Origin of the sequence: Dyadobacter sp. CY347, from assembly GCF_021502655.1 — a bacterium.
Classification (GTDB): Bacteria; Bacteroidota; Bacteroidia; order Cytophagales; family Spirosomataceae; genus Dyadobacter.
On record NZ_JAKFFT010000004.1, the window covers coordinates 1,101,005 to 1,124,719 of the forward strand.

At 45.0% G+C, this 23,715-nt stretch carries 22 protein-coding genes; 15 read left to right on the forward strand and 7 right to left on the reverse strand.

The window, feature by feature from the left end:
• Window positions 1-51: 51 nt before the first annotated feature.
• Entirely contained in the window at window positions 52-1,800 is a 1,749-nt protein-coding gene (locus L0659_RS12785) for a RagB/SusD family nutrient uptake outer membrane protein (RefSeq protein WP_235126449.1), read from the reverse strand.
• A 46-nt stretch (window positions 1,801-1,846) separates the two neighbouring features.
• The gene (locus L0659_RS12790) at window positions 1,847-4,927 is read right to left on the reverse strand and encodes a TonB-dependent receptor (RefSeq protein ID WP_235126450.1); all 3,081 of its coding nucleotides are present in this window, start codon (window positions 4,925-4,927) and stop codon (window positions 1,847-1,849) included.
• Window positions 4,928-5,123: 196 nt separating this feature from the next.
• On the opposite strand from L0659_RS12790, the gene L0659_RS12795 reads away from it, so the two are divergent.
• The 7 genes from L0659_RS12795 (at window position 5,124) to L0659_RS12820 (ending at window position 12,152) form a co-directional block, all read left to right on the forward strand.
• Window positions 5,124-6,167, forward strand: a complete 1,044-nt coding sequence (locus tag L0659_RS12795) for a phosphatidylinositol-specific phospholipase C1-like protein (RefSeq protein ID WP_235126451.1) — start codon at window positions 5,124-5,126, stop codon at window positions 6,165-6,167.
• Window positions 6,168-6,699: 532 nt separating this feature from the next.
• Complete coding sequence (locus tag L0659_RS12800) at window positions 6,700-8,313, forward strand: carboxylesterase/lipase family protein (protein ID WP_235126452.1); 1,614 nt, start codon at window positions 6,700-6,702, stop codon at window positions 8,311-8,313.
• Window positions 8,314-8,324: 11 nt separating this feature from the next.
• Entirely contained in the window at window positions 8,325-9,191 is an 867-nt protein-coding gene (locus tag L0659_RS12805; RefSeq protein WP_235126453.1) for an alpha/beta hydrolase family protein, read from the forward strand.
• Window positions 9,192-9,214: 23 nt separating this feature from the next.
• Window positions 9,215-9,721, forward strand: a complete 507-nt coding sequence (locus L0659_RS26375) for an SLC13 family permease (RefSeq protein WP_304488760.1) — start codon at window positions 9,215-9,217, stop codon at window positions 9,719-9,721.
• Window positions 9,711-10,511, forward strand: coding sequence for a citrate:proton symporter (locus L0659_RS26380; RefSeq protein ID WP_304488761.1), 801 nt, complete (start codon window positions 9,711-9,713; stop codon window positions 10,509-10,511). Before L0659_RS26375 ends, L0659_RS26380 begins: the two co-directional genes overlap by 11 nt.
• A complete protein-coding gene (locus L0659_RS12815; protein ID WP_235126454.1) occupies window positions 10,508-11,842 on the forward strand; it encodes an acyclic terpene utilization AtuA family protein in 1,335 nt (444 codons plus the stop codon). Before L0659_RS26380 ends, L0659_RS12815 begins: the two co-directional genes overlap by 4 nt.
• Window positions 11,832-12,152 (forward strand): hypothetical protein, encoded by a 321-nt coding sequence (locus L0659_RS12820; RefSeq protein WP_235126456.1) that lies wholly within the window; start codon window positions 11,832-11,834, stop codon window positions 12,150-12,152. The genes L0659_RS12815 and L0659_RS12820 overlap by 11 nt, the downstream gene beginning before the upstream one ends.
• Window positions 12,153-12,403: 251 nt before the next feature.
• Here L0659_RS12820 and L0659_RS26540 read toward each other — a convergent pair whose 3' ends face one another.
• The 5 genes from L0659_RS26540 to L0659_RS12840 all read right to left on the reverse strand — a co-directional run bounded on the left by L0659_RS26540 (window position 12,404) and on the right by L0659_RS12840 (window position 13,952).
• Window positions 12,404-12,622, reverse strand: a complete 219-nt coding sequence (locus L0659_RS26540; protein WP_409019076.1) for an ATP-binding protein — start codon at window positions 12,620-12,622, stop codon at window positions 12,404-12,406.
• An 18-nt stretch (window positions 12,623-12,640) separates the two neighbouring features.
• Window positions 12,641-12,874, reverse strand: coding sequence for a sensor histidine kinase KdpD (locus L0659_RS12825; RefSeq protein ID WP_235126458.1), 234 nt, complete (start codon window positions 12,872-12,874; stop codon window positions 12,641-12,643).
• A 15-nt stretch (window positions 12,875-12,889) separates the two neighbouring features.
• Window positions 12,890-13,444 (reverse strand): histidine kinase dimerization/phospho-acceptor domain-containing protein, encoded by a 555-nt coding sequence (locus L0659_RS12830; RefSeq protein ID WP_235126459.1) that lies wholly within the window; start codon window positions 13,442-13,444, stop codon window positions 12,890-12,892.
• Complete coding sequence (locus L0659_RS12835) at window positions 13,374-13,568, reverse strand: GNAT family N-acetyltransferase (RefSeq protein ID WP_235126460.1); 195 nt, start codon at window positions 13,566-13,568, stop codon at window positions 13,374-13,376. Before L0659_RS12835 ends, L0659_RS12830 begins: the two co-directional genes overlap by 71 nt.
• A gap of 63 nt (window positions 13,569-13,631) precedes the next feature.
• Window positions 13,632-13,952: a helix-turn-helix transcriptional regulator gene (locus tag L0659_RS12840; RefSeq protein WP_235126461.1), complete on the reverse strand. Its 321-nt coding sequence runs from the start codon at window positions 13,950-13,952 to the stop codon at window positions 13,632-13,634.
• A 159-nt stretch (window positions 13,953-14,111) separates the two neighbouring features.
• Here L0659_RS12840 and L0659_RS12845 point away from each other — a divergent pair, with 159 nt between their 5' ends.
• The 8 genes from L0659_RS12845 to L0659_RS12880 all read left to right on the forward strand — a co-directional run bounded on the left by L0659_RS12845 (window position 14,112) and on the right by L0659_RS12880 (window position 23,708).
• Window positions 14,112-14,531, forward strand: coding sequence for a VOC family protein (locus L0659_RS12845; protein ID WP_235126463.1), 420 nt, complete (start codon window positions 14,112-14,114; stop codon window positions 14,529-14,531).
• A gap of 271 nt (window positions 14,532-14,802) precedes the next feature.
• The gene (locus tag L0659_RS12850) at window positions 14,803-15,213 is read left to right on the forward strand and encodes a dihydrofolate reductase family protein (protein WP_235126465.1); all 411 of its coding nucleotides are present in this window, start codon (window positions 14,803-14,805) and stop codon (window positions 15,211-15,213) included.
• 343 nt (window positions 15,214-15,556) lie between these two features.
• Window positions 15,557-16,384 (forward strand): helix-turn-helix domain-containing protein, encoded by an 828-nt coding sequence (locus L0659_RS12855; protein WP_235126466.1) that lies wholly within the window; start codon window positions 15,557-15,559, stop codon window positions 16,382-16,384.
• 64 nt (window positions 16,385-16,448) lie between these two features.
• A complete protein-coding gene (locus L0659_RS12860) occupies window positions 16,449-17,360 on the forward strand; it encodes a hypothetical protein (RefSeq protein ID WP_235126468.1) in 912 nt (303 codons plus the stop codon).
• A gap of 1,190 nt (window positions 17,361-18,550) precedes the next feature.
• Window positions 18,551-21,415: an ATP-binding protein gene (locus tag L0659_RS12865; protein ID WP_235126470.1), complete on the forward strand. Its 2,865-nt coding sequence runs from the start codon at window positions 18,551-18,553 to the stop codon at window positions 21,413-21,415.
• A gap of 108 nt (window positions 21,416-21,523) precedes the next feature.
• A complete protein-coding gene (locus L0659_RS12870) occupies window positions 21,524-22,084 on the forward strand; it encodes a cupin domain-containing protein (protein ID WP_235126472.1) in 561 nt (186 codons plus the stop codon).
• Between the two features lie 236 nt (window positions 22,085-22,320).
• Window positions 22,321-22,722, forward strand: coding sequence for a hypothetical protein (locus L0659_RS12875; protein ID WP_235126473.1), 402 nt, complete (start codon window positions 22,321-22,323; stop codon window positions 22,720-22,722).
• A gap of 431 nt (window positions 22,723-23,153) precedes the next feature.
• Window positions 23,154-23,708 carry a cyclophilin-like fold protein gene (locus L0659_RS12880; RefSeq protein WP_235126474.1) on the forward strand — a complete coding sequence of 185 codons (555 nt, stop codon included), beginning with the start codon at window positions 23,154-23,156 and terminating at the stop codon, window positions 23,706-23,708.
• Window positions 23,709-23,715: the final 7 nt, after the last annotated feature.

The following is a 23,715-nucleotide window of genomic DNA, read 5'->3' on the forward strand; positions in this document are numbered from 1 at the left end:
AAAAATGAGGCTGCCCGATTCCGAGCAGCCTCATTTTGATTTTGGGTGGAATTAATATCCCTGATTTTGTACCAAAAATCCTTCATCGGCGGAAGCTCCGTCGATGGCTCGCTGAGGAATTGGGAACAATCGCTTGTCGACGCTCTTATCCGTTTTTCCTGTCCAGGTGCCTTCATATTTTCCAAACCGGATCTGGTAATTTCTTCTGAAAGCCTCCCAGTACAGTTCAAATCCTGACTCACGGAATAAGATGTCAAGGTCAATTTTAGTCAGCGCTTTCGGAGTTTGGGCTGGCCGTGCATTTCTTGAAGTTCTCAGTGTATTGACATCAGCCAGAGCACCAGCATTGTCGCCATTTCTAAGCTTCGCTTCGGCACGCATCAGGTAGATTTCTCCAAGGCGAATCAACACTAGGTCGACACTGCTGTAACTGCAGCAATTGTTACCGGTATGGCTGAACTGATACTTTGAAAAACGGTAGCCGGTATTGTGCAAGCTGCCCGGGCCAGTGAAATCTACATTGAGTATATGGTTTACATAAGTCAGGTTGGCCCCGCTGGTTCTTTTGTTGATCACCGGATATATCCTTACTTTGCCGTCGGCAGATTTTAAAATATTGCCGCTTCCGTCTTTTCTGGGCCCCCAGATGATTCCGCGCAAAATCCCTCTGTCCATTTCAAACTTCGTGGCATCTACGGAATAATAATGCTCGGCATCATTCAAAGGCGTAACGCCTGTTAAGTTTTTCAAGTTTTCAGGAACAATCGTGTTTTTCTTGAAAAAACGTGCGTCCGCGTCGGCTGGATCGATATTGCCATTGGCATCCACCCAGGTTTGGTAAAAATCAGGCGTTGCGGCAACCGCGTCTGTTCCGCGCGTGTTTGGGAACTCTGGTCTTGGGATCTGGTCACCGGAAATCGACCAGTACGCCCAGCGCTGTTGGTCTGTTTCCAGTACTCCACGCTGGTCGAGTGCAAAAATGAGCTCTTTATTAGTATGGTTGTCGTCGCTGAACAGATCGAAGTATTCAGGAGACAGGGCATAGGGTCCGGCAATAATCTCATTGGTATATTTAATCACCTTATCCATATCCTCCTTACTGAACTCAGGCGTACCATACGGATTGCGATAGACTGCGGCATTCAAATACAAACGCGCCAGCAAAGCCTTCACCGCATTTTGATTCAACCTGCCGGGATCATTTTCCTTACGGATTAGGTCAACCACCGATAACAGTTCGCTTTCGAGATAAGTAATTGCTTCCTGGCCTCTCAGAACCTGGGACACCTCACTCGAAAGCTCTTTCTTGAAGACCAAACCCCAGTTGTCCAGTGCCAGCATATTGAGGTACGCCTTCATAGCAAGCATTTCATAGTAACCAGCCTGCGCACTTGCATTACCAGCTTTACCTGCTTCGCTTAACCTTTCCGCAGCAATAACGGCTCTCGATAAAGTAAGGGTAATTTGCGTCCAAGTATCGCCTACGAGCCCATTACTTGGGGTCATCAGGTGCTGGTGAACCGCGATGAACTTACCGCCATCATACCAGTCGGTGCCGCCGCGATAAGGAAGGATACCCTCGTCAGAGGCAACCTCTTGCAGTCCGAATTGGTTTGTATGCAGCCATACACCCGACCGCAGCAGACCATATACCGGTGCTATGGAGCCGCTTACAAGTTGGGCCTGGCCCGTTCCTGTAAGCGATTCGTCAAGAATATCCTCTTCCAAATTGGTACAACCAATAAATGCCAGTAGCAACCCCACTGCCGTCAACCCTCTGTAAAATCCTGTATTTTTCATTATGATTTGATTTTCAACGAATCGTAGCTAATCTTTTTTTGTTCTATTAAAATGTCACATTCAAACCAAGCAGGAAAGTCCTTGCTCTTGGATAAGTAAAGCGGTCAATTCCAAATGTCTGAATGCCGCCGGAAGCCGATCCCGTATTCACTTCGGGATCGAAACCAGAATAACTGCTGACAACAAATAAATTCTGACCGGTTAATGTAAGACTGGCACGTTGAATGGCGTTCGCCAGCTTGGTTCCTGTTAGGTTCAGGTTGTAAGCAAGGGTAGCATTATTCAATCGCATGAAAGAGCCGTTTTCCAGATATCGGGTCGACACAACATTGGCATTGCTCAACGCCTCATTCGGGTATTGCGTGGCGAAATCAGTTGTGTTGTTGGATTTGGCCAGTAATGCCCTGCTGAACAACGTCATAGTCGTATGGTTGTAAACCTTATTGCCGGCTACACCATTAAAATTCAAACCCAGATCAAAAGACTTGTATTTCAGATTAAGGTTATATCCATAAATGATCTTTGGGATAGCGCTGCCGACCACAACACGGTCATTATCCAATATCGCTCCATCACCGTTTGTATCTCTGAATGCGTTTTGACCATTATCCGGATTTATTCCGTCAAATTGATACATGTAGAATGCGCCCAGAGGCTGATCATTAATGTAGCCGTTAATAGTTGCCCCGGATTGGCCGGCACCCTGCGCAGCGCCAGTGGCTAACACTGCATAAGGAGACTTCTTCACTTTATTCTGAATGTAGGTGAAGTTACCCCCGATGTTGTAGGAGAAGTCACGCTTAGGATCGCTGCTGTAATTCAATGTAAGCTCGAAACCATTATTCTGGATTTTCATGTCCGGGATATTGTTCCAGTAGGTTGAAGTGGGCTGGACCGGATCGGAGGGAACAACTTCAAGAAGAATATTGGAAGATTGCTTGTTGAAATAATCCAATGTACCCGTTACTCTGGATTTGAACAAGGCAAAGTCAATTCCTAAATCCACCTGTGTGGATACTTCCCATTTCAAATTAGGGTTGGCCAATCTCGTGTATATAATCCCGTACGGAAAGCCTTCCAGTGCAGTAGCGTCGGTATCGATCGGGTAGGTACTTACACTTCCGGTTCCCGTTTGTAAACGCTGTTCCAGATAGCTCGCTTTTGTGATCTTGGAAGGAATTTCCTGATTACCGGTTCTTCCCCAGCTCGCGCGCAATTTGAGGTTGCTGAAAGCCGAACTACTCATGAAATCTTCCTTGCTAATGTTCCATCCCAAGGCGAATGAAGGGAAATAACCGTATTTATTATTCTGGCCGAATTTAGAAGATCCATCAGCGCGGAATGTACCGGTGAACATGTATTTATCAGCATAAATATAATTTACCCTTCCAAAAAAAGATTGCAGCTCATTTTTTAAAGCTTCCGCATTTACCGCTGTTGGAAATGCGGTTGTGCTTGTGTGATCCTGATAAATAGGCTCGATATTATTAGTTGCAAAGCCGCGGTAAGTAGTTATTCTGGTTTCATCCAAAAACTTTTGGAAAGAATGACCCGCCAGGAGCGTAACATTATGGTTCTCACGGACCCAGTTATAGGTCAGCGTATTCTCAACAAGTTGATTCGTATTTCCACTTATTGCATTGTCAAGCACACCATTGGAAACATCGGATTCATTGATAACCGCAGGAAAGGGCTTATACTGCTGATTTCTGGTTGTAGTAGAATAATCTACACCGAAATTCAACTTGTAAGTAAGGCCATTGATGATTTCAATTGAGGGTGAAATATTCGCCAGAATACGGTGGTTAATAGCCTTGTCGCTGAACAAATTATACCGGGCAAGCGGGTTTAATGCGTTCGTGTTCAACAAAGTAGGGACGCCATCTGTTAAAGGAGGAATCGTGGGATTCAAACTAAGCATATCACTCATAGTAGAAGTGATATCCGGGCGTAAATTTTCCGTGCGGGAAGCCGTTAAATTGTAATCAATATTTAAGCGCCCGTTGAATGCCTTTTGGTTTAAATTCAATTTTCCCGAGTAGCGTTTCAGCCTGCTGTTTTTTAAAATGCCTTCCTGATCCTGGTAACCCACAGAAGTGAAATAGGAAAAATTTTCACTGTTGGCTCCGCTCATCGACAAGTTGAGGTTGCTTGATACACCTGTCTGCGACAGTTCATCCTGCCAGTTGGTATTTGCCCCGAAATCCTGCAAGGTTCCACCAGTGGCTACAACCTCCCTCCGGAATGCATCGGCATCGAAAACATTTATTTTGTTAGCCATCGACGATATCGCCGTCGACGCAGACAACGTCAGCTGCGGTTTCCCTTTTCCTTTTTTAGTCGTGATTACCACAACCCCGTTAGATGCTCTGGATCCATAAACAGCTGTCGCACTGGCGTCTTTCAATACATCAATGCTCTCGATGTCATTAGGATTAATAAAGTTGAGTGGATTGGTGGGAACGCCGGTGTTGGAATTGTCCAGCAAAAATCCGTCGACCACATACAGCGGCTGCGTTCCGGAGCGCAAGCTGCCGATACCCCTGATGATAATGTCCTGCGCAGCACCGGGTTCACCGCTATTGGCGGCAATGGAAACACCGGCCAGTTTACCTTGCAGCAATTCGCCCGGGTTTGTGACGACGCCCCTGTTAAAACTTTCACTGTTAAGCGAAGAAATAGCGCCGGTAATGTCCGACCTTTTCTGAGTACCGTAACCAACCACAACAACCTCATTTAGTTGCGCCAGGTCCTGGGTTAATTGGATAACGATTGACGATTGTCCGTTAAGCGGAACTTGTTTTGCAGCATATCCAATAAAAGAAACTTCCAGAACCGCATTGGCATCGGCCTCTATCACAAATTTCCCTTCGGCGTTGGTCGATGTGCCTCTTGTTGTTCCTTTAACCACAACCGTAGCACCCGGCAGCGGCGCCCCGGCTTCATCCGTAACCGAACCTGAGATAGACTGTGCAACAGACCCAGCATCTGAAGACTTCTCTGCCTGAAACGAAAGCTTCGTATTGATAACCACAGGGATTGCCTGGACCGGGTTAATACTAAGTACAGCCCAAGGCAAACATGCAGAAAGACATGCGAGCTTTGATAGACGTAATTTTGAAAGCATAGATTTGATTTTTTACTTTTGATCAAGGGTCAAAAGTACTTTCGGGTGGGTAGAATGGCCGTTAACTCGCGTTACCATTCCGTTAACAAAATGTTACCTGGTTCTCGCTTCGGATGCATCTCCCGCTGGTAACAAAAAGTTAATACGGTAGTCTTTTCTGGCCGGCTTAACTTTGCCTCATACTAAACCATCACCAATGAAAGCGCTATTAGGTTTGTTGCTTGCCTGCTGTTTTCCCGTTTTTGCCCAAACGGATGATCATTTAAAAATCAATAAAACGCAGGTAATCGGTTCTCACAACAGCTATAAACAAGCCATAGACCCGTTGCTGTTTAAAGCATTTACACAAAAAGATTCTGCTGCGGCAAGCTCGATTGACTATGAGCACATTCCGATTACTGCACAGCTTGACCTCGGCCTGCGCAACCTTGAAATAGATGTATATCCCGACGAGAAAGGCGGAAAATACGCAAACCCAAAAGGTCTTGAAATGGTCGCCGGGCAGAAACCATATGATCCGGAGGGCAAGATGAAACAGCCCGGCTTCAAAGTGCTGCATGTGCCTGACCTTGATTTCCGGACGCACTATTTTACGCTGATCGATTGTCTCCAAGGCCTGAAAGCCTGGTCAGATGCGCATCCTGACCATACGCCGGTATACATTACCCTTGAAGTGAAAGGGGAAATTGCCACTGATGGCAATACGGAAGGCATTACCGCCAAAGATTTTGACAACCTAGACGAAATCCTGCTCGAACATCTGGGCGAAAAGCACATTCTCACACCCAATCAGGTAACGGGCAAGTTTGAATCCCTCGAAAGTGCCGTGTTAAACGATAACTGGCCAACATTGAAAGAAGCAAAAGGGAAATTTGTGTTTGTACTCGACGATTCGGGAAGCAAGCGGGATATGTACATTTCCGGGCATCCTTCGCTTCGCGGCAGGACAATGTTTGCCAACGCTTTGCCAGGGACACCGGAAGCCGCTTTTCTGATCAGAAATAATGCCAAAGCTTCCGAAATACCGGGTCTGGTAAAAAAAGGCTACCTCATCCGTACCCGCGCGGACTCGGATACGCGCGAAGCAAGAAGGAATGACAAAACAACATTTGAGGCAGCATGCCAATCAGGCGCGCAGATTATTACTACGGATTACTACCAAAAAAGCACCCATTTCAATTCCGATTATTCTGTGAGTTTTGAAGGCAGCACCTATTTCAGGAAGAATCCTTTGTTTTAAATGTAGTACGAAATAACATGTTTCTTTTAGCCGCCAAATTACATGCTGTGTTATTGTTCATCTGGCAAGTTAACTGTTGAAGCGATCCAATCATGCTTAAGCACATATACGTCGGCTTCGTACAGGTCTTCCGCCCAGGCTTTCTATACGATCAATTTCGATGACCTATTGCGTAGCCATAGATGCAACCCTTTAAATCCTGAGCGTATGCTTGACACTACTGATGCAGTCGTGCCTCTGGCAATAAGAAATCTTGAATGGAAGGGAATTGACAAGTCGGCAATACTTCTCTCATCTGTACATGCAGACTTAAACAGTCTTTTTGATGTCTTATGTATGCGTTAAATTGAATTTTTGGCGCGTTGACTTAATGGCTGAATGCACTTTTCCGTAAAGTATGCCTGATCGATCTTTCATATTTTCAAAATGGAAGATGTCAATCCATTCCAATTTAAATACCATTCAGCAACTTAAAAAGGCGTAATTGCAGGTGTAAATACATAGTTTTGTCTAACTATATAAACCAATAATTATGAGAAGAATCATTACTCTAGGGTTAGCAGTTGCGATTTGCCTTTTTCAATTTTCTGCATTTTCCCAAAACGAAGATCCTGTAAAGGCAGGCGACGATATCGCAATTACGTCAACTGAAAGCGGTAAGGTTAAAGGATATTTGCATAATAACATCTTTACGTTCAAGGGAATACCCTATGCTAAATCAGAACGTTTTACCGCGCCCCAAAAGCCAACACCCTGGTCTGTTACACGCAGCTCGATGAGTTATGGGCCGGTTTGCCCTACCGATCCTACCACGACGGTTAATGATGCTTTCGAATTTGCTTTCAATCATAATTTGGGTTACGCCAATGAACATTGCCAGACGCTTAATGTGTGGACACAGAAATTGAACGATGGCAAAAAGCGCCCGGTAATGGTATGGCTGCATGGTGGGGGTTTCACTGCTGGTTCATCAATCGAACTACCGTCCTACGATGGCGAGAACCTGGCAAAAAAAGGCGACGTAGTTTTAGTGTCTATCAACCATCGCCTGAATATTTTGGGATTTCTGGACTTATCCGCTTATGGTGACAAATACAAAAATTCCGGTAATGCAGGTTTGGCCGACATTGTTGCTGCCCTGCAATGGGTTAAACAAAATATAGATCAATTCGGTGGCGACCCCAATAATGTGACCATCTTCGGCCAGTCGGGTGGAGGTGGAAAAGTCACTTGTATGATGAACACCCCTCAGGCGAAGGGTTTATTTCACAAAGCAATTGTAGAAAGCGGCAGCTATGTTACTTCATTTACCGAAAAGGCAGTATCTCAGCGTTTGGCAGCAGCATTGATGGAGGAACTGCATCTGCAACCTGCCCAGGTTGACTCACTTCAAAAAATACCCTACGACCAATTGAATGCTGCCAGTAAAAAGGCCCTTAAAAAGGTAAACGAAGAATTAAAAAAAGACGGTAAACCGGGCAATGTGGGCTGGAACGCTGTGCTGGATGGTGAAATGTTCCCAAATCAGCCTTCGGATCCTGCTGCAATGGAACTTTCAAAAACCATCCCTTTATTGGTCGGCACGACAAAAAATGAATTTGCTGCATTTGCACCCACGCCCAAAAATCTGACCATGGAGGATGTGAAAACCACCCTGCAGAAAAAATACGGCGATAAAACGGAGGCGTATATTTCCGCTGTAAAGAAGGCTTATCCCAACACCAGTAAGCCTTCCGAATACAATGATATAGAGTTTGGCTTTCGATCGATGGCTATTAAGCAAGCTGAATTAAAGTCGGGTTTGAACGGTGCTGCGCCAGTTTTTATGTATCTCTTTACCTGGCAATCGCCCGTCAATGGTGGGATGTATAAAGCCATGCACTGTATGGATATCGCCTTTCAGTTTGATAACATTAACCGTTGTGAGGAAATGACCGGTGGAGGTAAGGATGCCTACGCACTTGCTTCTAAGATGAGCAGCTCTTGGATCAATTTTGCACGGACAGGCAATCCAAATGCGCCCGGTTTGCCCAAATGGGCTGCCTATACTGCTGCCGGTGGTGCTACCATGATCTTCGATGTTAAATGCGAAGTGCGTGACCATCCCGATGCCGAACTCTTAAAAATTGTCTCCACTGGTAAATAGATTTAATTGAAATGAAAAAAATATATTTCTTCCTTACCATTCTGATGCTGAGTGGATTAAATACTTATGCATCACAAGTTGACACCATCCAGGTGCACAGCGCGGCGATGAACAAAACCTACAAAGCGGCCATCGTTCTTCCGGAAAGCTACGCCAAAAGCAAAAAGGAGTTCCCCGTCTTATACTTGCTTCATGGAGGATATGGCCACTTCGACGACTGGCTGCGTAAAACGCCTGATCCAATGCTGGTTAAGAACCTTGCAGATCAGTATAATGTCATCATAGTGATGCCTGAGGGCGAAATATTCAGTTATTACATCGACAGCCCGGTCGATCCAAATAGCAAATTTGAAACTTATACGGTGAAGGAAGTAATTCCATTTATAGACAGTAAGTACCGCACCGTCAAGGACAAAGAGGGCCGCCTCATTACAGGTTTGTCCATGGGCGGTTATGGCGCGCTTTATCTTTCTACCAGGCATCCTGATCAATTTGCTGCGGCAGGCGCGATGAGCGGCGCTTTGGATCCGAATATGACGACCTGGAATCTTTCGCCCGAGCGGTTTAAAGGCCTCACCACGTTTCTCGAAAAAACCTTTGGTCCGATGACGCCTGATAATTATCTGCCTTATTCTGTCGTCAACATGGCTGATCAGATTCGCAGAAACGGACTGCCGCTCGTGCTCGACGTTGGGGTAGAAGATTTTTTGCTCGAACCTAACAGGGAATTACACCGGCGGCTGGTATACAATCACACACCACACGACTATACCGAGCGCCCTGGCGGTCATACCTGGGAGTTTTGGCAGGCAGCATTGCCCAGCCAGTTAATGTTTTTTAGTAAAGTCTTGAAAGCCAATAATACCGCAGTTCAATAAGGTAGGTTTTAGAATAAAATCAAATGCTGTCACTGCTAGGCTTTTTAACCATCTGCGTTTTTTTAGGATTGATCCTGACAAAGCGCTTGTCTGTGCTGCTTTCGCTGATCCTGGTGCCTATCGTATTTGCATTGATCGCAGGTTTCGGGCCAAAAGAGGTAGGGGAAATGCTTTTGGGCGGGATCAAACAAGTTGCCCCGACCGGCATCCTGCTAATCTTTGCAGTGCTATATTTCAGCGTGATGATAGACACCGGGCTTTTCGATCCGGTGATAGCCTTTATTATTCGCTTCGCAAAAGGCGATCCGCTTAAAATCACTTTGGGCACCGCCATTTTGACGATGCTGGTTCACCTCGATGGGGACGGCACTGCCACATTTATGATTACCGTCACAGCCTTGTTTCCAGTTTATAAAAAATTAGGAATGAACAAGTTGATACTTCCCTGTATCGTCGCGCTGAGTGCGGGGGTCATGCATCTGGTGCCCTGGTCGGGTACAGTAGCGAGAGCTTTGAATCATGAACACTGATCCGGCGCATCTGATCATTCCTATCCTGCCAGCCATGATTGGCGGAATCCTCTGGGTACTTTTCGTAGCATTTTGGCTTGGTAAAAAGGAACGTAAAAGATTGGGCGTCGTTGAGCTGGATTACGACCATCACCAGCAACTTTCTGTTGAACAGAAAGAAAGCCGTCGGCCTGGTTTGTTTTGGTTGAACGCTTTTTTGACGATTATTTTGATCGCAGCGCTCATTTTGTCACTGGCGCCGCCGCCAGCGTTATTCATCATCGGTTTTGCGGTGGCAATTTTGGTCAACTATCCATCACAGGCCGATCAAAAGAAAAGGATTCAGGCACATGCTGCCAATGTATTTTCGGTTTCCATCATCGTTTTTGCGGCCGGAGTATTTTCAGGCATCCTTACCGGAACCAAAATGATTGATGCCATGGCATTGTCGATGGTTTCCATGATCCCGACAGCGCACGCAGGTTACCTGCCGGCTTTGGTGGGCTTTACAAGCATGCCATTTAGTTTGGTATTCACACCGGACGCTTATTATTTTGGTGTAATCCCTGTTTTAAAAACAACCGCCGCCCATTATGGGTTAAATTCAATAGAGATAGGCAGGGCAGCAATTTTAGGGCAAATGACCACCGGTTTCCCATTAAGTCCGTTAACTGCGTCGACTTTTGTTTTAATTGGATTGTCAGAAGTGGAACTGGCAGATCATCAGAAATTTACCTTTAAATGGGCGTTCGGCACGACCATCATCATGACTTTAATCGCATTAGCTTCCGGGGCAATAAGCATATCATGACAAAAAAAAATAAAGTCCGTATTGGTTGTGGCGCAGGCTTTTCGGGTGACCGGCTCGAACCTGCTGTGAACCTGGCCGAAAAGGGCGATCTGGATTACCTTGTACTCGAATGCCTCGCAGAACGCACCATTGCATTAGCCCAAAAAAGAAAAACGACAGATCCTTCGCAGGGTTATGATCCGCTCTTGGAGCGCCGGATAGAATTACTGCTGCCAATGCTCAAACAAAAGAAGATACGGCTCATTACCAATATGGGTGCTGCAAACCCGGTCGCAGCAGCGGATAAGATCATTGGCATAGCAAGGAGACTGGGAATTTCCATTAAAGTAGCGGCGGTAATCGGGGATGATGTCTTGGAGCATATCTGTGGCGATGAGCTCGCCATGGAAACAGGCAATCCCATTTCCTGGTCCGGGCAGACCGTGTCAGCCAATGCTTATTTAGGTGCGGATGCTATTTTACCTGCGCTGGAAACAGGCGCTGATATTATTATCACCGGGCGGGTTGCTGATCCATCCTTGTTTGTAGCGCCGCTGGTGCATGAGTTCGGATGGTCGTTGGATGATGCTGACATTATCGCCAAAGGGACTATGGTTGGACACCTGATGGAATGCGCAGGACAGATCACAGGTGGTTATTTTGCCGATCCGGTCAAAAAGCCGGTTGAAAATATGAGTACACTGGGCCACCCTTTTGCAGAGGTTTATCCCGATGGCAGCGCAATTATTGGGAAAGTAGATGGAACAGGAGGCACCATAACCCTGGCTACGGCTAAGGAACAGCTGCTGTACGAGGTAACGAACCCCTATCAATACATGACACCCGATGTTTCAGCAGATTTCACCACCGTATTTTTGAAACAGGATGGAAAAGATCGTATTAAAGTAACTGGGGGCAGCGGCAGCAAAAAGCCATCGACGTTAAAGGTCAGCATTGGCTATAAAGCGGGCTTTACAGGTGAAGGTGAGATTACTTTCGCAGGGGCAAATGCTTTGGAACGGGCACGTTTAGCAGGTGAAATAATGCAGGAGCGGTTATATACTCAATTTACTGAGTTAAGGGTTGACTACATTGGCCATACATCCGTACACCCGACTTCGCTCGCTCATGATCATAAACCATATGAAGTGAGATTACGCGTGGCGGGAAAAGCTGCAACTACTGATGAGGCAGCTATCATAGGTCAGGAAGTGGAAGCGCTGTATACCAATGGCCCGGCTGGTGGGGGAGGGGTGCGCAAGTATGTGAATGAAGTCATTGGCATTGTATCGATTTTGATGGACCGGAACACACCAAAGTCGTCCGTAATTGTAAAAGAATATGAGCATTAAACTCTACGACATAGCGCATAGCCGCGCGGGAGATAAGGGGAATACATTGATTTTATCATTGATTCCTTATGAAGAAAAGGATTATGAGCTGCTGCGCGATGTGGTAACTGCGGATAAAGTCAAGGAACATTTTAAGGGGATCATACACGGCGAAATCCTCAGGTACGAACTGCCCAATATCTCGGCGTTACAGTTTGTATGTCAGCAGGCTTTGGCGGGTGGGGTTACCACTTCATTGGTCATGGACGCGCACGGAAAGACTTTGAGCTACGCCTTGCTGGAAATGTGCATTGAATTGCCTGCCGGTTAAATAAGTCCAAAAGCTAAACGCTGTAACATATCTTTACAGAGCGTTGGGAGGTCTGCGTGGCGGCATCTCCATTGCACTTGCTCCGTCGCTGCCAGCCAGTCCATATAAGAACATTATTGTCTCAGTACCTTTTGTGATTGTGCTCTTCTCAATTGTCGTGCAGGGTCTTACAATTGGTTCATTAATCAAAAGTTTAGCTCAGGATCCCAAATAGAGACAATCTTCTTGGTTAGTAATACGGAGAAGTGGCATTAGCGTGAGGATAACACAAACTCAAATGCAGCGCCCTTTCCCTGCTCGCTGAAAACCCGGATGGAGCTCTGATGTAGTTCCAGGATTTTCCGGACTATGGCCAGTCCCAGCCCAATGCCTTCGGCCGAAGCTGCTTGCAGGTCGGCTTGCTTATAGCGTTCAAATATTTGCTGCTGATATTCTTTGGCAATGCCGACACCCGTATCTTCTACTCTGATCCTGACACCGTCGCCAGCCTAAGACAAGGCAATTAAAATTTGCCCGCCATCAGGTGTGAATTTAAATGCATTGTCGAGCAGGTTTTGAAAGATCCGTTCCGTCAGACCAATATCCGCGAAAACGGCGGGCAGCATGCCGAGCGCGTCGAGTTTCAAACGGATATTCCGCTGTTCGGCTTTCAGCTGATAGGTACTGAGAATGTCGGAAACCAGCTCGCCGATCGGGAAATGCTCTTTTTGCGGTTCAACCACATTTGATTCCAGTTTTCAATATTGAAACAACTGGTCGACAAGCACCGAAAGCTTTTTAGTGCCTTCCAGCACAATAGCAAGATACCGCTCGGTTTCGGGGCCGGAAAGTGTTTCACGTTTGATCGCCAATGTTTCGGCATATCCCTGCATGATCGAAAGCGGCGCTCGTAGGTCGTGAGATACATTGGCGATCAGTTCCTGACGAAAGCGGTCAGTTGCGGTGATTGTCTCAAAATTCTCTACGATAACATCCGCCATTTCATTGAATGTAGAGGTCAAAACGCCTAGGTTTCCTTTCGCATATCCGTGTATACGCGCCGAGTAATCACCATCTTGAAAGCGCTTTACCACGCCTGCAATGCTGCAAATGCTATCGGTGATCAAAAAGAATGTAACCACGCCAACGACGAACGCGCTAAGCAATGCTGCGAAAAAGATGTAGAGCGCCAGACGGAAATTGAGATCACTACTGAGTGAGCCCAAGATTTCCTTTTGCTTTTCACTGGCGAGTACTGCATAGACATAACCTAAATATTTCCGCCTGCAAGGTCCAGAAACCAAGCTTTTCATTCAGCGGGACCAATGAGGATAGCAGCGCGCTGCCTACACCGTGCCCATGATATCCGGAATGAACATAAATGCTCGTTTCCGCAACCCCGCCATATACGCACCGGCTGGAAACAACTGATAGCATTGCCCATCCAATGAGCTGACCATATCTACCGCCACAAGCTGCGGTTCATTAGAAACTTGCCTTTCAACGCTTCGGTCTCGGGTGCTTGCGTTTCATAAGTTGCATCGCGGGTATCAATGCCCTGCTGGTAAATCTCTTTGATTGCGGGCCAGTTTGATGCAATAAGGTCGCGAGCGAAATACTGTAAGTAAGCTTGCGCCAATTGGCTGCGGGCAGAGTTGCCTGTGCAAGATCCAGTTCATCTACCAGGTCACCGCAAACACATGCCTTACGAGAGATTAGCAATTGTAAAATAGCCACCCTTGCCGGATGGGCAAATGCCTTTGCCAGATCTGCAATGCGGTTTTGTTGCTCAGTAAATATATCAGTTTTCGTAACTCCCATGATGCAAACGTAACACAGTGAATTAATATCGCAATATTACGATAAAAAACTTTTCGTTTCAAGTAATAGATTTTATCTGCATCAATTGGTAGCAAAATGTAAATAGAAAACGCGATTTTCGCCAGACTGCTTAAAAGGCATGCTTTTTTTCGACAGCAAATGAATCAAGCAACAGACAATATGGCCAAATTAGAAGTTTGGGCAAATATGCCCGTCAAAGATGTCGAAAGGACCCGTGAGTTTTTCAAACAACTGGGGTTTAAAGTAAATGGCTCCCATGAAAGCCCGGAGATAGCTAGCTTTATTTTCAGCGATGACCACTTTGTTATCCACTTTTTTAGGAAAGACTTGTTTGGAAAATCTGCTGGCAGTGCGGTCTCTGAGACGTCGAAGGGGTCAGAGATCATGTTTACAATTGGTGCTGAGAGCCAGGCCGCTGTGGACAGTTTCAGGGAGATAGTCATACAGGCTGGCGGTGCGGTAGTTACCGAGCCAACAAAAATACTCGAAGGCTATAATTTCGTTTTTGCTGACTTGGACGATCACCGATGGAACGTGTTCTATCGCAATCCGCAATAAAGGTACTTTCCTGCGCAGTGCATGGCCAATGGATGATTACGCATGAACATAGCTCAGTGCCATTTGATCCTGAAACGGGTAAAGCATTAATCAACTTGGATGCTTAGGGATAAATAGACTGCGTTTTTAAACTTGGCATTGTAAACTTTTATACGTCATCATGGAAAGGGAAATCGTTGGAATTAAAAATGAGATGATGGTATTTAAAGCCTTAATTACCCGGGTCTTAACAGCAATCTAAATACATTGCTTCGTTTTAAAACTTGAAAAAATGAGAAAGGTAATTCTTCAAGAATGGATCAGCCTGGATGGATATGCGGCAGACAAAAACGGTACAACAGAATTTTTTGCAAGCCCAAAATATAACGAAGGCTCTGACCAGGATCAGCTCTCATCTATGGATAGGATAGACACGATCCTGCTAGGATCTAATACCTATAAAATGTTTTCTGAATACTGGCCTGATGCCGATCCGAAGGCAGAAGTGATAGCCACCAGGCTCAACGAAACTTCTAAAATCGTTTTTTCTACAACATTAACCCAGGCCCCCTGGGGAAAATGGCAAGATTGTCAAATTGAATCCGATCTTGAAAGCACAGTTCGCAAGCTTAAACAACAGCTGATGACAAGCAAAGTTTATCCATCGGGCATTACTTTATTGGCTTATAAACCATTACGATAAATTAGCAATAACAAAAATCATTTCACCTAAGAAGTAATTTTAACAAGCATGGAAGATAAACAAAAACCTGTTTTAAGGGGGGTTGCTACTATAAGCTTGTTTGCCGAAAATTTGCAGGTAAAGGTTTGAGCATCCTTTGATGATAGCATCCTGAACTCCAAACGGCTTATCAGTCCCCTCCGGTTATCTCCTCGGATGTTCTGTAGAAGGAGCATTTTGAATTATTTTAGAAGACTGATATAAGGTTATATGAATGGTGCAAGTAAATCTAAGACAATGTGTTATATCTGTTTTTTGTACCTTGTGAATACAACGATGATTGTTGATAAATTCTGCACGTCAAATGGAAGTAAAAACACACCTACTGCACCCGGCGCTCCATGAATATGTACTTAACATATTGACGGTAGATTTGACGCTGATGGATGGAATTAGTGAGGTGGTGACACCCTTTCCGCCTTCGCCTTTTCAATCATTGATGTTTTATTGCAATGATCCTGTATCGATGGGCCGTCCCGGGTCAGCAAACTTTGAAACGCAGCCACTTGTCCTGCTTACCGGGCCCCAGCTTTCCCGTGTAAATGTCAAAGTGCACCAACGTCTCAGGTCGATACGCGTTGACTTTCTGCCAGGCGCCATGTACCGCATCTTGAACGTTCCCATGCACGAGTTGGCTGATGGCGGCTATGACGCACTAGACTTTTTTGATGCCGAGATGCGAAGAGTCAATGAACGCTTACAAAATCCAGGCACCATGGAGGAAGGTAAAAATATAGTCGAAGAATTCCTTTTAAAAAGGGTAATCGGTCTTAGGAAGGCGTTGCCCTTTGATGCTGCCATTCGCGCACTCTTGGCAACTAATGGTGCAATGTCTATTGAGAAGACAGCATCACTTTCCTGTCTGAGCTTAAAACAATTTGAAAGGACATGTAAAGAAAGAATAGGCATGAACCCGAAATTCTATGCTCGCATTTTAAAGTTTTCCAAAGCGTACAGGCTTCGGGAAGATTTCCCACAAATCAGCTGGTTACAAATAGCGCACGAGGCAGGATACTTCGATCAAATGCACATGATCAGGGACTTCAAGATCTTTGCCGGGGTAAATCCATCTATTATAGAGCAAGAACTGCTTTTAACCCCGCTGCGTATGCAAAAGGACATGCGTTACTAAGAAAATGTCGATTTTGTACTAGGCACAGGGTCAACTTGCAAGATAGATTTGTGACAAAAAGATCATGAAAACATCTCAACTGGCATTATTTATCGCGTGCATTCTTCTCATTTGCAATCATGTAAATGCACAGTCTTATGAAGGCCTGACGCATTTGAAAGGATTTAAAACAGATACTTATTACAGTAGCGGGTCAGAAGCAAAGGCAAGACGCATGGCCCAGCAACTCGATAACGTGCAAGCATTCTACACCGAGCTGTTACATTTTACGCCAACAGTAACCCTTCTAATACTCTCTCCGGGTGATTGGAAAAACTTCACCAAATTCCCTTTTTATGGTATGCCACATTATACCAGCGATAAAACGCTGATAGTAGCTGCCGAAAACAATGATCATTGGAAAAGCATGGTTCCAGCTACTGACAAAATTCCAGCCGCATATGCCGGGCCCGTTAAAGAAGCCTATTCAGATAAGAATGGTGGGCTGAATATGGAGCCATTCTTTGACTTGCTGGCAATCCATGAACTAGGGCATGCCTACCATAATCAGGGCGGTTTGGTCATGCAGCGTAGGTGGATGGGCGAGTTGTTCCCAAATATTTTGCTTCATACTTACATTGCTGAAAAGGAGCCTAAGCTTTTGAATGCGCTGACTACCTTTCCTAAAATGGTCGTTTCAACCACTGACAGGTCTACTTTGAAATATACCACACTGCAAGAGCTGGAAACAAATTATAATCAGATAGGCCCGAATTACCCCCAAAACTATGGTTGGTACCAGTGCCGCTGGCATATTGCCGCCGGTGAAATCTACGACGCAAGCAACACTGACGGCCTTAAAAACTTATGGAACACGCTAAAGACCCAAAGGGAGATTTTAGGTGATCTCGAATTAGCTGAATTACTGAGTAAAAAAGCGCATAAAAGCGTTGCAGATGTCCAGCTGAATTGGGACAAAGCAGATTCCAGGCCCTAGCTACTAAGAAGATGAGTGTGCCGCACTTAGGAACCGAATGAGCCGATTGGTACATTCCCATCTTGCTGAAAGGACGTCATGATTACACCGGTAGTTGAGACTATTTATGGTGACTTAGCATATGCCTACGAACAAAGCAACGGTATTTTCCGTACTTCGTTTCTTACAAACGGCGTCGTTGTGAGTAAATTTTAGCTCTCATTGTATTTGTGGACCTGAATTAATGGAGCGCATGACAATGTTTAGGCTTGGGAATGGATTTGGCAAACCTTATAAATTGAGTCAGCGCCTCCGATTAGGATGGTTATCGTAGTCATTACGGATGAGTCCTAAGGTGTCAGTCTCCGAACTTCGTTGTTCAATAATTGATTTACATAGAAATAAGTTAAAGCAGATATCTGTTATGTTCAAACTCATAAAGCTCGTCACTAAGGCAGGGAAGATCTCTATTTCGTACTTTTTTGTGATTGTGTTTATAATTTTTTTATGGGCTTTCCTTTCAACTGAGTCATTTAATTGGAATGACTTTGGATTATTCATGCTCATACTCACCGGTTGCGCGGTGATTTTTTGGGCAGTTTTCAAAATTTTGCAAATGATTGCCAGCCTTGGAGATGAAAATTAATTGCTTAGTAAGTAGACTTTTCCCACCAATCTCAATTCTTAATTAGCGTCGGGTCTCTATAACACTTACCACATTTTACTAGCAAAACTTTTGACTCGTGACCCATAAGGAAGAGATCGAGCCAGATGCCGCAATTTTGATGGGATACCTCTTTTATATTCAAGCTAATAATGAAGAGATGTAAATTTCTGGCATTTTTATTAATATATCAATTTCTTGCTTCCTGTGAGAAAAATCGCCCGGAAGTCAGAGAGATTTATGAAAAGAATAGCCGGAGTACGGATGAAATCCGTGAGATGTTCAAAATTAAGAGTCAACCCACTCTATATAAAATACTAAAATATAGTGGTGTTGACGTGAAAGGTTTCTTGAAGAAGAAACGATAATACAATAACTATTCCTACGGCGGCATGGCCGACGAGGCCGCTGCCATACAATCTTTTAATTTAACCTGTTAAAGATGAGATTTAGAGAATTTTATAGGGAATACATATTGCAGAAAGGGTACCTTTTTGCTTATTGTTTACTATTTAATTTCTCTGCCGTTGGGCAAACAGCCCCTGTAGTGCTGACTGACAGCGCCCATTCCCAACCTTTATCTCTGACCACCGCTCAGTGGAAGTTTCACCCCGGGGACGATCCTGAATGGGCCAGTCCAACCTTTACAGACAGCAGTTGGGAAATTCTTGCCGGAACCAATTTCGGAACAGGAAAATACTCCAGGGTTGAAATACCAAAAAGCTGGACTGGCTTTGGCTGGTTTCGGTTATGGGTCAAAAAGCAAAAGCCGGAATTAACCAACAGCTGGGGCCTGAAACTTAACCACGACGCAGCCTCCGAAACGTACTTGGATGGTAAAAAAATCGTGTCTTTTGGTAAACTTGGCCATTCGGCAACAACGATGCAATCCGTACGGGAGCCATACGTGGCCATCCCGCTGGCCATTACAGATACCCTTCCACACCTTATAGCGATCAGATTCAGTAACTACGAGGCATTCTATCCGAATTTTATTGGATTTGATGCACAGCTCCAGGATCTGCACCAGCTGAACAGCCAGCAGAAGGCAGATCAACGTTTTATGGATCAACTCCTTATGAGTGTGGCGGCAGCATGTACCCTTGCGCTGCTGCATCTGCTATTGTTTGCATTCTACCCCAAACAGCGGATCCACCTTTATTATGTCTTATATGTTTCCATGCTTGCGCTGGGGCTTTATGCCCGGCACCAGACCATAGTCACGACCGATCCAGCCATGCAGGTGTTTTATACCAAAGTGTTTTTATGCTTTGTTACGATGCACCTTGCCTTTGGCGCATTGCTGCTTTATGCTGCGGGATATAGCAAATTATCCCGCGGCAGGATCATTGCGCTTTTTGCAATTTCAATTCCCGTCACTGTCTTGATCGTTTGTAACTGGTATGAGCTTTGGTTTGACAAAACCTTAAACGATTACCATAATTTATATCAGCTGCTATTTATCCTGGTCTTCTACACTGATGCATTTGTTGCGGTTCTTAGAGAAATCAAGAGAGGCAATCAAACGCTGTGGTTGATTGCCGCAGGCATGATCCTGCATTTTGTGTCCGGTATCCTGATCGGTGCCGACGTTTTTGGATGGTTTACGCTGAAAGAAATTATGCTTGCATTTGCCTGGGGTAACCTGGTCATGCCCGCGCTCTTCACTGTTTACCTGGCGTTAGAAGTGGCTGGAAACAATCGGTCTCTCGCAAGGCAGCTCATCGAAACCCGTGACCTGGCAGCCGCCAACTTAGCGCAGGAGCATGAGAAACAGCGGCTAATTGTTGCGCATGCCAACGAGCTGGAGGAAACTGTTTTCGAGCGAACCGCGCAGGTACGAGAACAAGCCGACCGGTTGCAACAGATGGATGCGGCCAAATCGCGCTTTTTTATCAATCTCACGCATGAGTTCAAAACCCCGCTTTCCCTGATCATCAATCCTGCCAGGGAATTATTGAATAACCCTGATACGCCGATTATTAAGCAATATGCCGGATATATCCTGCAAAACAGTAACCGCCTATTACAACTTATCAATCAATTGCTAGATTTGGGACGGTTAGAATCCGGACAGGTTGAATTGGAGAGCAAACCCATCGACATTGTTGAAATGCTAGGGATTCAAGTAGCTCAGTTTGATTCCTTGGCAACGAACCAAAATATCCGGCTTGATTTCTTTACCGAAATAACTTCCCTTATTATCGATGAAGATGCCGATAAGTTGGAGAAAATCTTGCAAAACCTGATCAGTAATGCGATCAAGTTTAGTCATAAGGATAGTCAGGTGAAGATTTTCTTCAAACTGCTGGCTGACGAGCAGTATGAGATCAGGGTGGAAGACCAGGGTATTGGTATTCCGGAAGAAAAACTACCATTTATTTTCGACCGATTTTATCAGGTCGACAGCAGCGACACCCGAACCAGGGAAGGTGCGGGGATAGGGTTGGCTCTTGTCAAGGAGCTGGTAACCTTGCTTGGAGGAAGTATTGCGGTGGAAAGTTCCGAAGCAAACAGCAGCGTATTTTCCGTCCGTCTGCCTTACCACCTGAGCAAGGATGCTTCTGAACCAATACCTTACCCGGAAACTTCTGCTACTTATGTGAAAGAAAATATGGAAGTCGTTGGGACCCACTCCACAGGCTCATTACCCGTGATCCTGCTCATAGAAGACAATAAACAACTCAGCGAATTTATAATTACAACTTTGTCCAAAAAATATTCAGTTCTGACGGCAGAAGACGGGCAAACCGGGATTGACCTTGCTTTAAAGGAGATCCCTGCAATAGTCATTACGGATTTGATGATGCCGATTAAAAATGGATACCAGGTGTGTGCTGAACTGAAAGCAGATGAGCGTAGCAGCCATATTCCCATTATCATGCTCACTGCGAAGGCCGATCAGGACAGCCGGATTCATGGCCTTGAAACAGGCGCGGATGCATATCTGAGCAAGCCTTTCGATAACCGGGAATTACAGGCGGTGATCGAAAACCTGCTGCGACAGCGTGAGGCTTTGCAGGAGAAATACAGTCAAAACTATCGTTGGCTGACCCATTCGGAAGAATTGCCTTCTGTAGAAAAAGCATTTCTTGACAAAATCAGGACCGTTATTGAAGAAAATCTGGACGATGAGCAAATCAGCACGGATTGGTTTGGCAGACAGGTTGGCCTGAGCCGGGCACAATTACACCGTAAATTAAAAGCGCTCATTAATCAAAGTCCGGGAGAGTTTGTCCGGAGCATCCGAATGCAGAAAGCTCACGAACTTTTGCAAAACAAAGTTGGGACTATCGCTGAAATCTCATACATGGTCGGTTACAGCAATCCGGCCAATTTCTCAACCAGCTTTTCCAAACATTTCGGCTATCCACCAAGCTCGGCAGGCATTGAAAATGGTCGAGGTTCATAATCAGCCACTTTTGAGACAACTTCAAACACATTCACAACAATTTCAAAGACCGTTTTGATAAATCGCCCATAGTTTTGGATGATCAATTACATACTTAACGGTTCTATAATGAAAAGAAGCAATTTCATTCTGTCGGCCTTCCTGGCGCTGCCTGGCCTGTCCTTCGCAAAATCCCTGATCCCGAAAACGAAACCCGCCGAGAAACGCCCTGCCGCGGGGTTTTTTATCAAGGCAAATGAAACCCGCTTTGACGGACAGCAACGATCCATGCAAAATGACTTGCTCAGATGTGTAATATCGTCCGACGATAGTCAGACCGGATTGCTATTCGGAACTACCATGCCGGGGGCGCTTCAAGGAAAAGGAGGGCCGCCCCTGCACATCCACAAAGATCAGGACGAAATCTTTTTTGTGGTCTCTGGAAAATTTCTTATTCAGATCGACGACCATGTTTATACTGCCAATACAGGTGACGCAGCATTTATACCCAGGGGCACAAAGCATACGTTCGCTAATCCGGTTGAAAACAACCCAGGTTCTCTGATGTCCATTCATCTTCCAGGAAGCAAGGAAATGGAAGGCTACTTCAAAACGATAGCATCGGGGAAATTCCCGGAAAGCTCCGGTGCCGATCTTTCCGAAGTGGGTGCTCCAATCAAACTTGACTAAATTACTTCTGCCTATTCAACAACCTTCTTGATGTGACATCAACCAGATATAACATGTAGTTCACCGTCGCCATCCTCATGTAGTTATAATTTCGGATCCTTTTATAGATTGATACATAAGGTGTTATCTATTGATATCACCCATGCAGCACTACACTTTGAATAGATGACTTATTAAAAAAATTAAAAACCATTTGGATACTATCAACTATTTTTGGACAACACTACCTCATAAAAATGGATTACCTTAAAACTTTCTCTGTTGTTGTCGGCATCCTGGTGATTTATGCGGTTCCATGTTTTCTTGCACACTTCCTGGATTTTGGGTGGAAGTTTGCTACGGGAGACTGGTTGCACCAGGATTTAAAATTGATAAAAAAGTTGAGGTCTGGCTTTTTTCATAAAGCCCTTATCTTTTTTGTTTTGGCAATAATTCTTTATGGAGGGGTAAGGGAAATCCTGCAAATTATCCCAGAAACATGGGGATATTTAAATAAAACGGGTCAGTTGCAGCCATATCGGAGGCCAATCGCCAGTATTGTGTCCATCATACTCTCGGCAATAATCATGGGTGGCTTCGGTGCCAGTGAAAGTAATTTTGCAGACAAAAATTCACCACCATGGCGGGGACCTCAATGATGATTGACTTTACCGTTAGGCCAGTTATACATTAAAAAAACCCATTCAGCCGCAGCATATTGATATCCAAATATCAAATAAACAGACCGATGCTTAGATGGCATTGATTGCTTACAAAAACACAGCTTAAAAACTACTCCACAGCCAGCCGCATGCAGGAACTTGAATCCCTTGGAAAGGTCTGGGTATCAGGCAGAGGGTGAAGCGTGTCACCTCCGAACCAATTATTGGACTGCTTTACCGTGTCTATCCTTTCTACTTTTTCCATATTCCTGAAAATAATATTTCAACTATAGTCATCCCGCAGCCTGCATATTCTTATCGAATACCAAATCCGTTAAAGTGGTAAATAAATCAGTATTCTATATAAAAATCTAAGGTTCATTGGATCGAACTTTGCTATATAAAACTGGCCGACAAAACATACGATTGTGAAAGCTATACTTTGCATACTGCTCCTTAGCGTGACAGCGACAAATGCACAAACAATGATGGTGCGGATCTCTGAAATTGAGATCCTGCCGGAATACCTGGCCGAATATAATGCCATCCTGAAAGAAGAATCGGCCACTCCCAATCCCAATGTGAAGAACAACAATGAAAACACCAGTGATACGATGGGCAACCAGCTGAAAATCAAGATCGGTTCAAAATTGTTTCATGCAACGCTCCTTGATAATGAAACGGTACACGCATTTAAAGCAAGGCTACCGCTTACAATTTCGATGAGCGAGTTAAACGGAAATGAGAAGCTCTATAATTTCCCTGCAAACCTGCCGACCAATGCATCCAACCCTAAAACGATAAATACGGGTGATTTAATGATTTACAGTTCAAATGTGCTGGTACTATTTTACAAAAGCTTTGCAACATCATATTCATACACCAGGCTGGGAAGAATAGCAGACCCTACCGGGCTGGAAGCCGCGTTAACAGCATCGGCTGCCGGTTCCGGAAATGTGACGGTAACATTTGAAATGGAGTAAAAAACGA

What these genes read in the sequence shown, in the direction of transcription:
- L0659_RS12785 (WP_235126449.1), bottom strand. Translation starts at nt 1,800, where the DNA reads ATGAAAAATACAGGATTTTACAGAGGGTTGACGGCAGTGGGGTTGCTA.
- L0659_RS12790 (WP_235126450.1), bottom strand. Translation starts at nt 4,927, where the DNA reads ATGCTTTCAAAATTACGTCTATCAAAGCTCGCATGTCTTTCTGCATGT.
- L0659_RS12795 (WP_235126451.1), top strand. Translation starts at nt 5,124, where the DNA reads ATGAAAGCGCTATTAGGTTTGTTGCTTGCCTGCTGTTTTCCCGTTTTT.
- L0659_RS12800 (WP_235126452.1), top strand. Translation starts at nt 6,700, where the DNA reads ATGAGAAGAATCATTACTCTAGGGTTAGCAGTTGCGATTTGCCTTTTT.
- L0659_RS12805 (WP_235126453.1), top strand. Translation starts at nt 8,325, where the DNA reads ATGAAAAAAATATATTTCTTCCTTACCATTCTGATGCTGAGTGGATTA.
- L0659_RS26375 (WP_304488760.1), top strand. Translation starts at nt 9,215, where the DNA reads ATGCTGTCACTGCTAGGCTTTTTAACCATCTGCGTTTTTTTAGGATTG.
- L0659_RS26380 (WP_304488761.1), top strand. Translation starts at nt 9,711, where the DNA reads ATGAACACTGATCCGGCGCATCTGATCATTCCTATCCTGCCAGCCATG.
- L0659_RS12815 (WP_235126454.1), top strand. Translation starts at nt 10,508, where the DNA reads ATGACAAAAAAAAATAAAGTCCGTATTGGTTGTGGCGCAGGCTTTTCG.
- L0659_RS12820 (WP_235126456.1), top strand. Translation starts at nt 11,832, where the DNA reads ATGAGCATTAAACTCTACGACATAGCGCATAGCCGCGCGGGAGATAAG.
- L0659_RS12830 (WP_235126459.1), bottom strand. Translation starts at nt 13,444, where the DNA reads ATGAAAAGCTTGGTTTCTGGACCTTGCAGGCGGAAATATTTAGGTTAT.
- L0659_RS12835 (WP_235126460.1), bottom strand. Translation starts at nt 13,568, where the DNA reads ATGCTATCAGTTGTTTCCAGCCGGTGCGTATATGGCGGGGTTGCGGAA.
- L0659_RS12840 (WP_235126461.1), bottom strand. Translation starts at nt 13,952, where the DNA reads ATGGGAGTTACGAAAACTGATATATTTACTGAGCAACAAAACCGCATT.
- L0659_RS12845 (WP_235126463.1), top strand. Translation starts at nt 14,112, where the DNA reads ATGAATCAAGCAACAGACAATATGGCCAAATTAGAAGTTTGGGCAAAT.
- L0659_RS12850 (WP_235126465.1), top strand. Translation starts at nt 14,803, where the DNA reads ATGAGAAAGGTAATTCTTCAAGAATGGATCAGCCTGGATGGATATGCG.
- L0659_RS12855 (WP_235126466.1), top strand. Translation starts at nt 15,557, where the DNA reads ATGGAAGTAAAAACACACCTACTGCACCCGGCGCTCCATGAATATGTA.
- L0659_RS12860 (WP_235126468.1), top strand. Translation starts at nt 16,449, where the DNA reads ATGAAAACATCTCAACTGGCATTATTTATCGCGTGCATTCTTCTCATT.
- L0659_RS12870 (WP_235126472.1), top strand. Translation starts at nt 21,524, where the DNA reads ATGAAAAGAAGCAATTTCATTCTGTCGGCCTTCCTGGCGCTGCCTGGC.
- L0659_RS12875 (WP_235126473.1), top strand. Translation starts at nt 22,321, where the DNA reads ATGGATTACCTTAAAACTTTCTCTGTTGTTGTCGGCATCCTGGTGATT.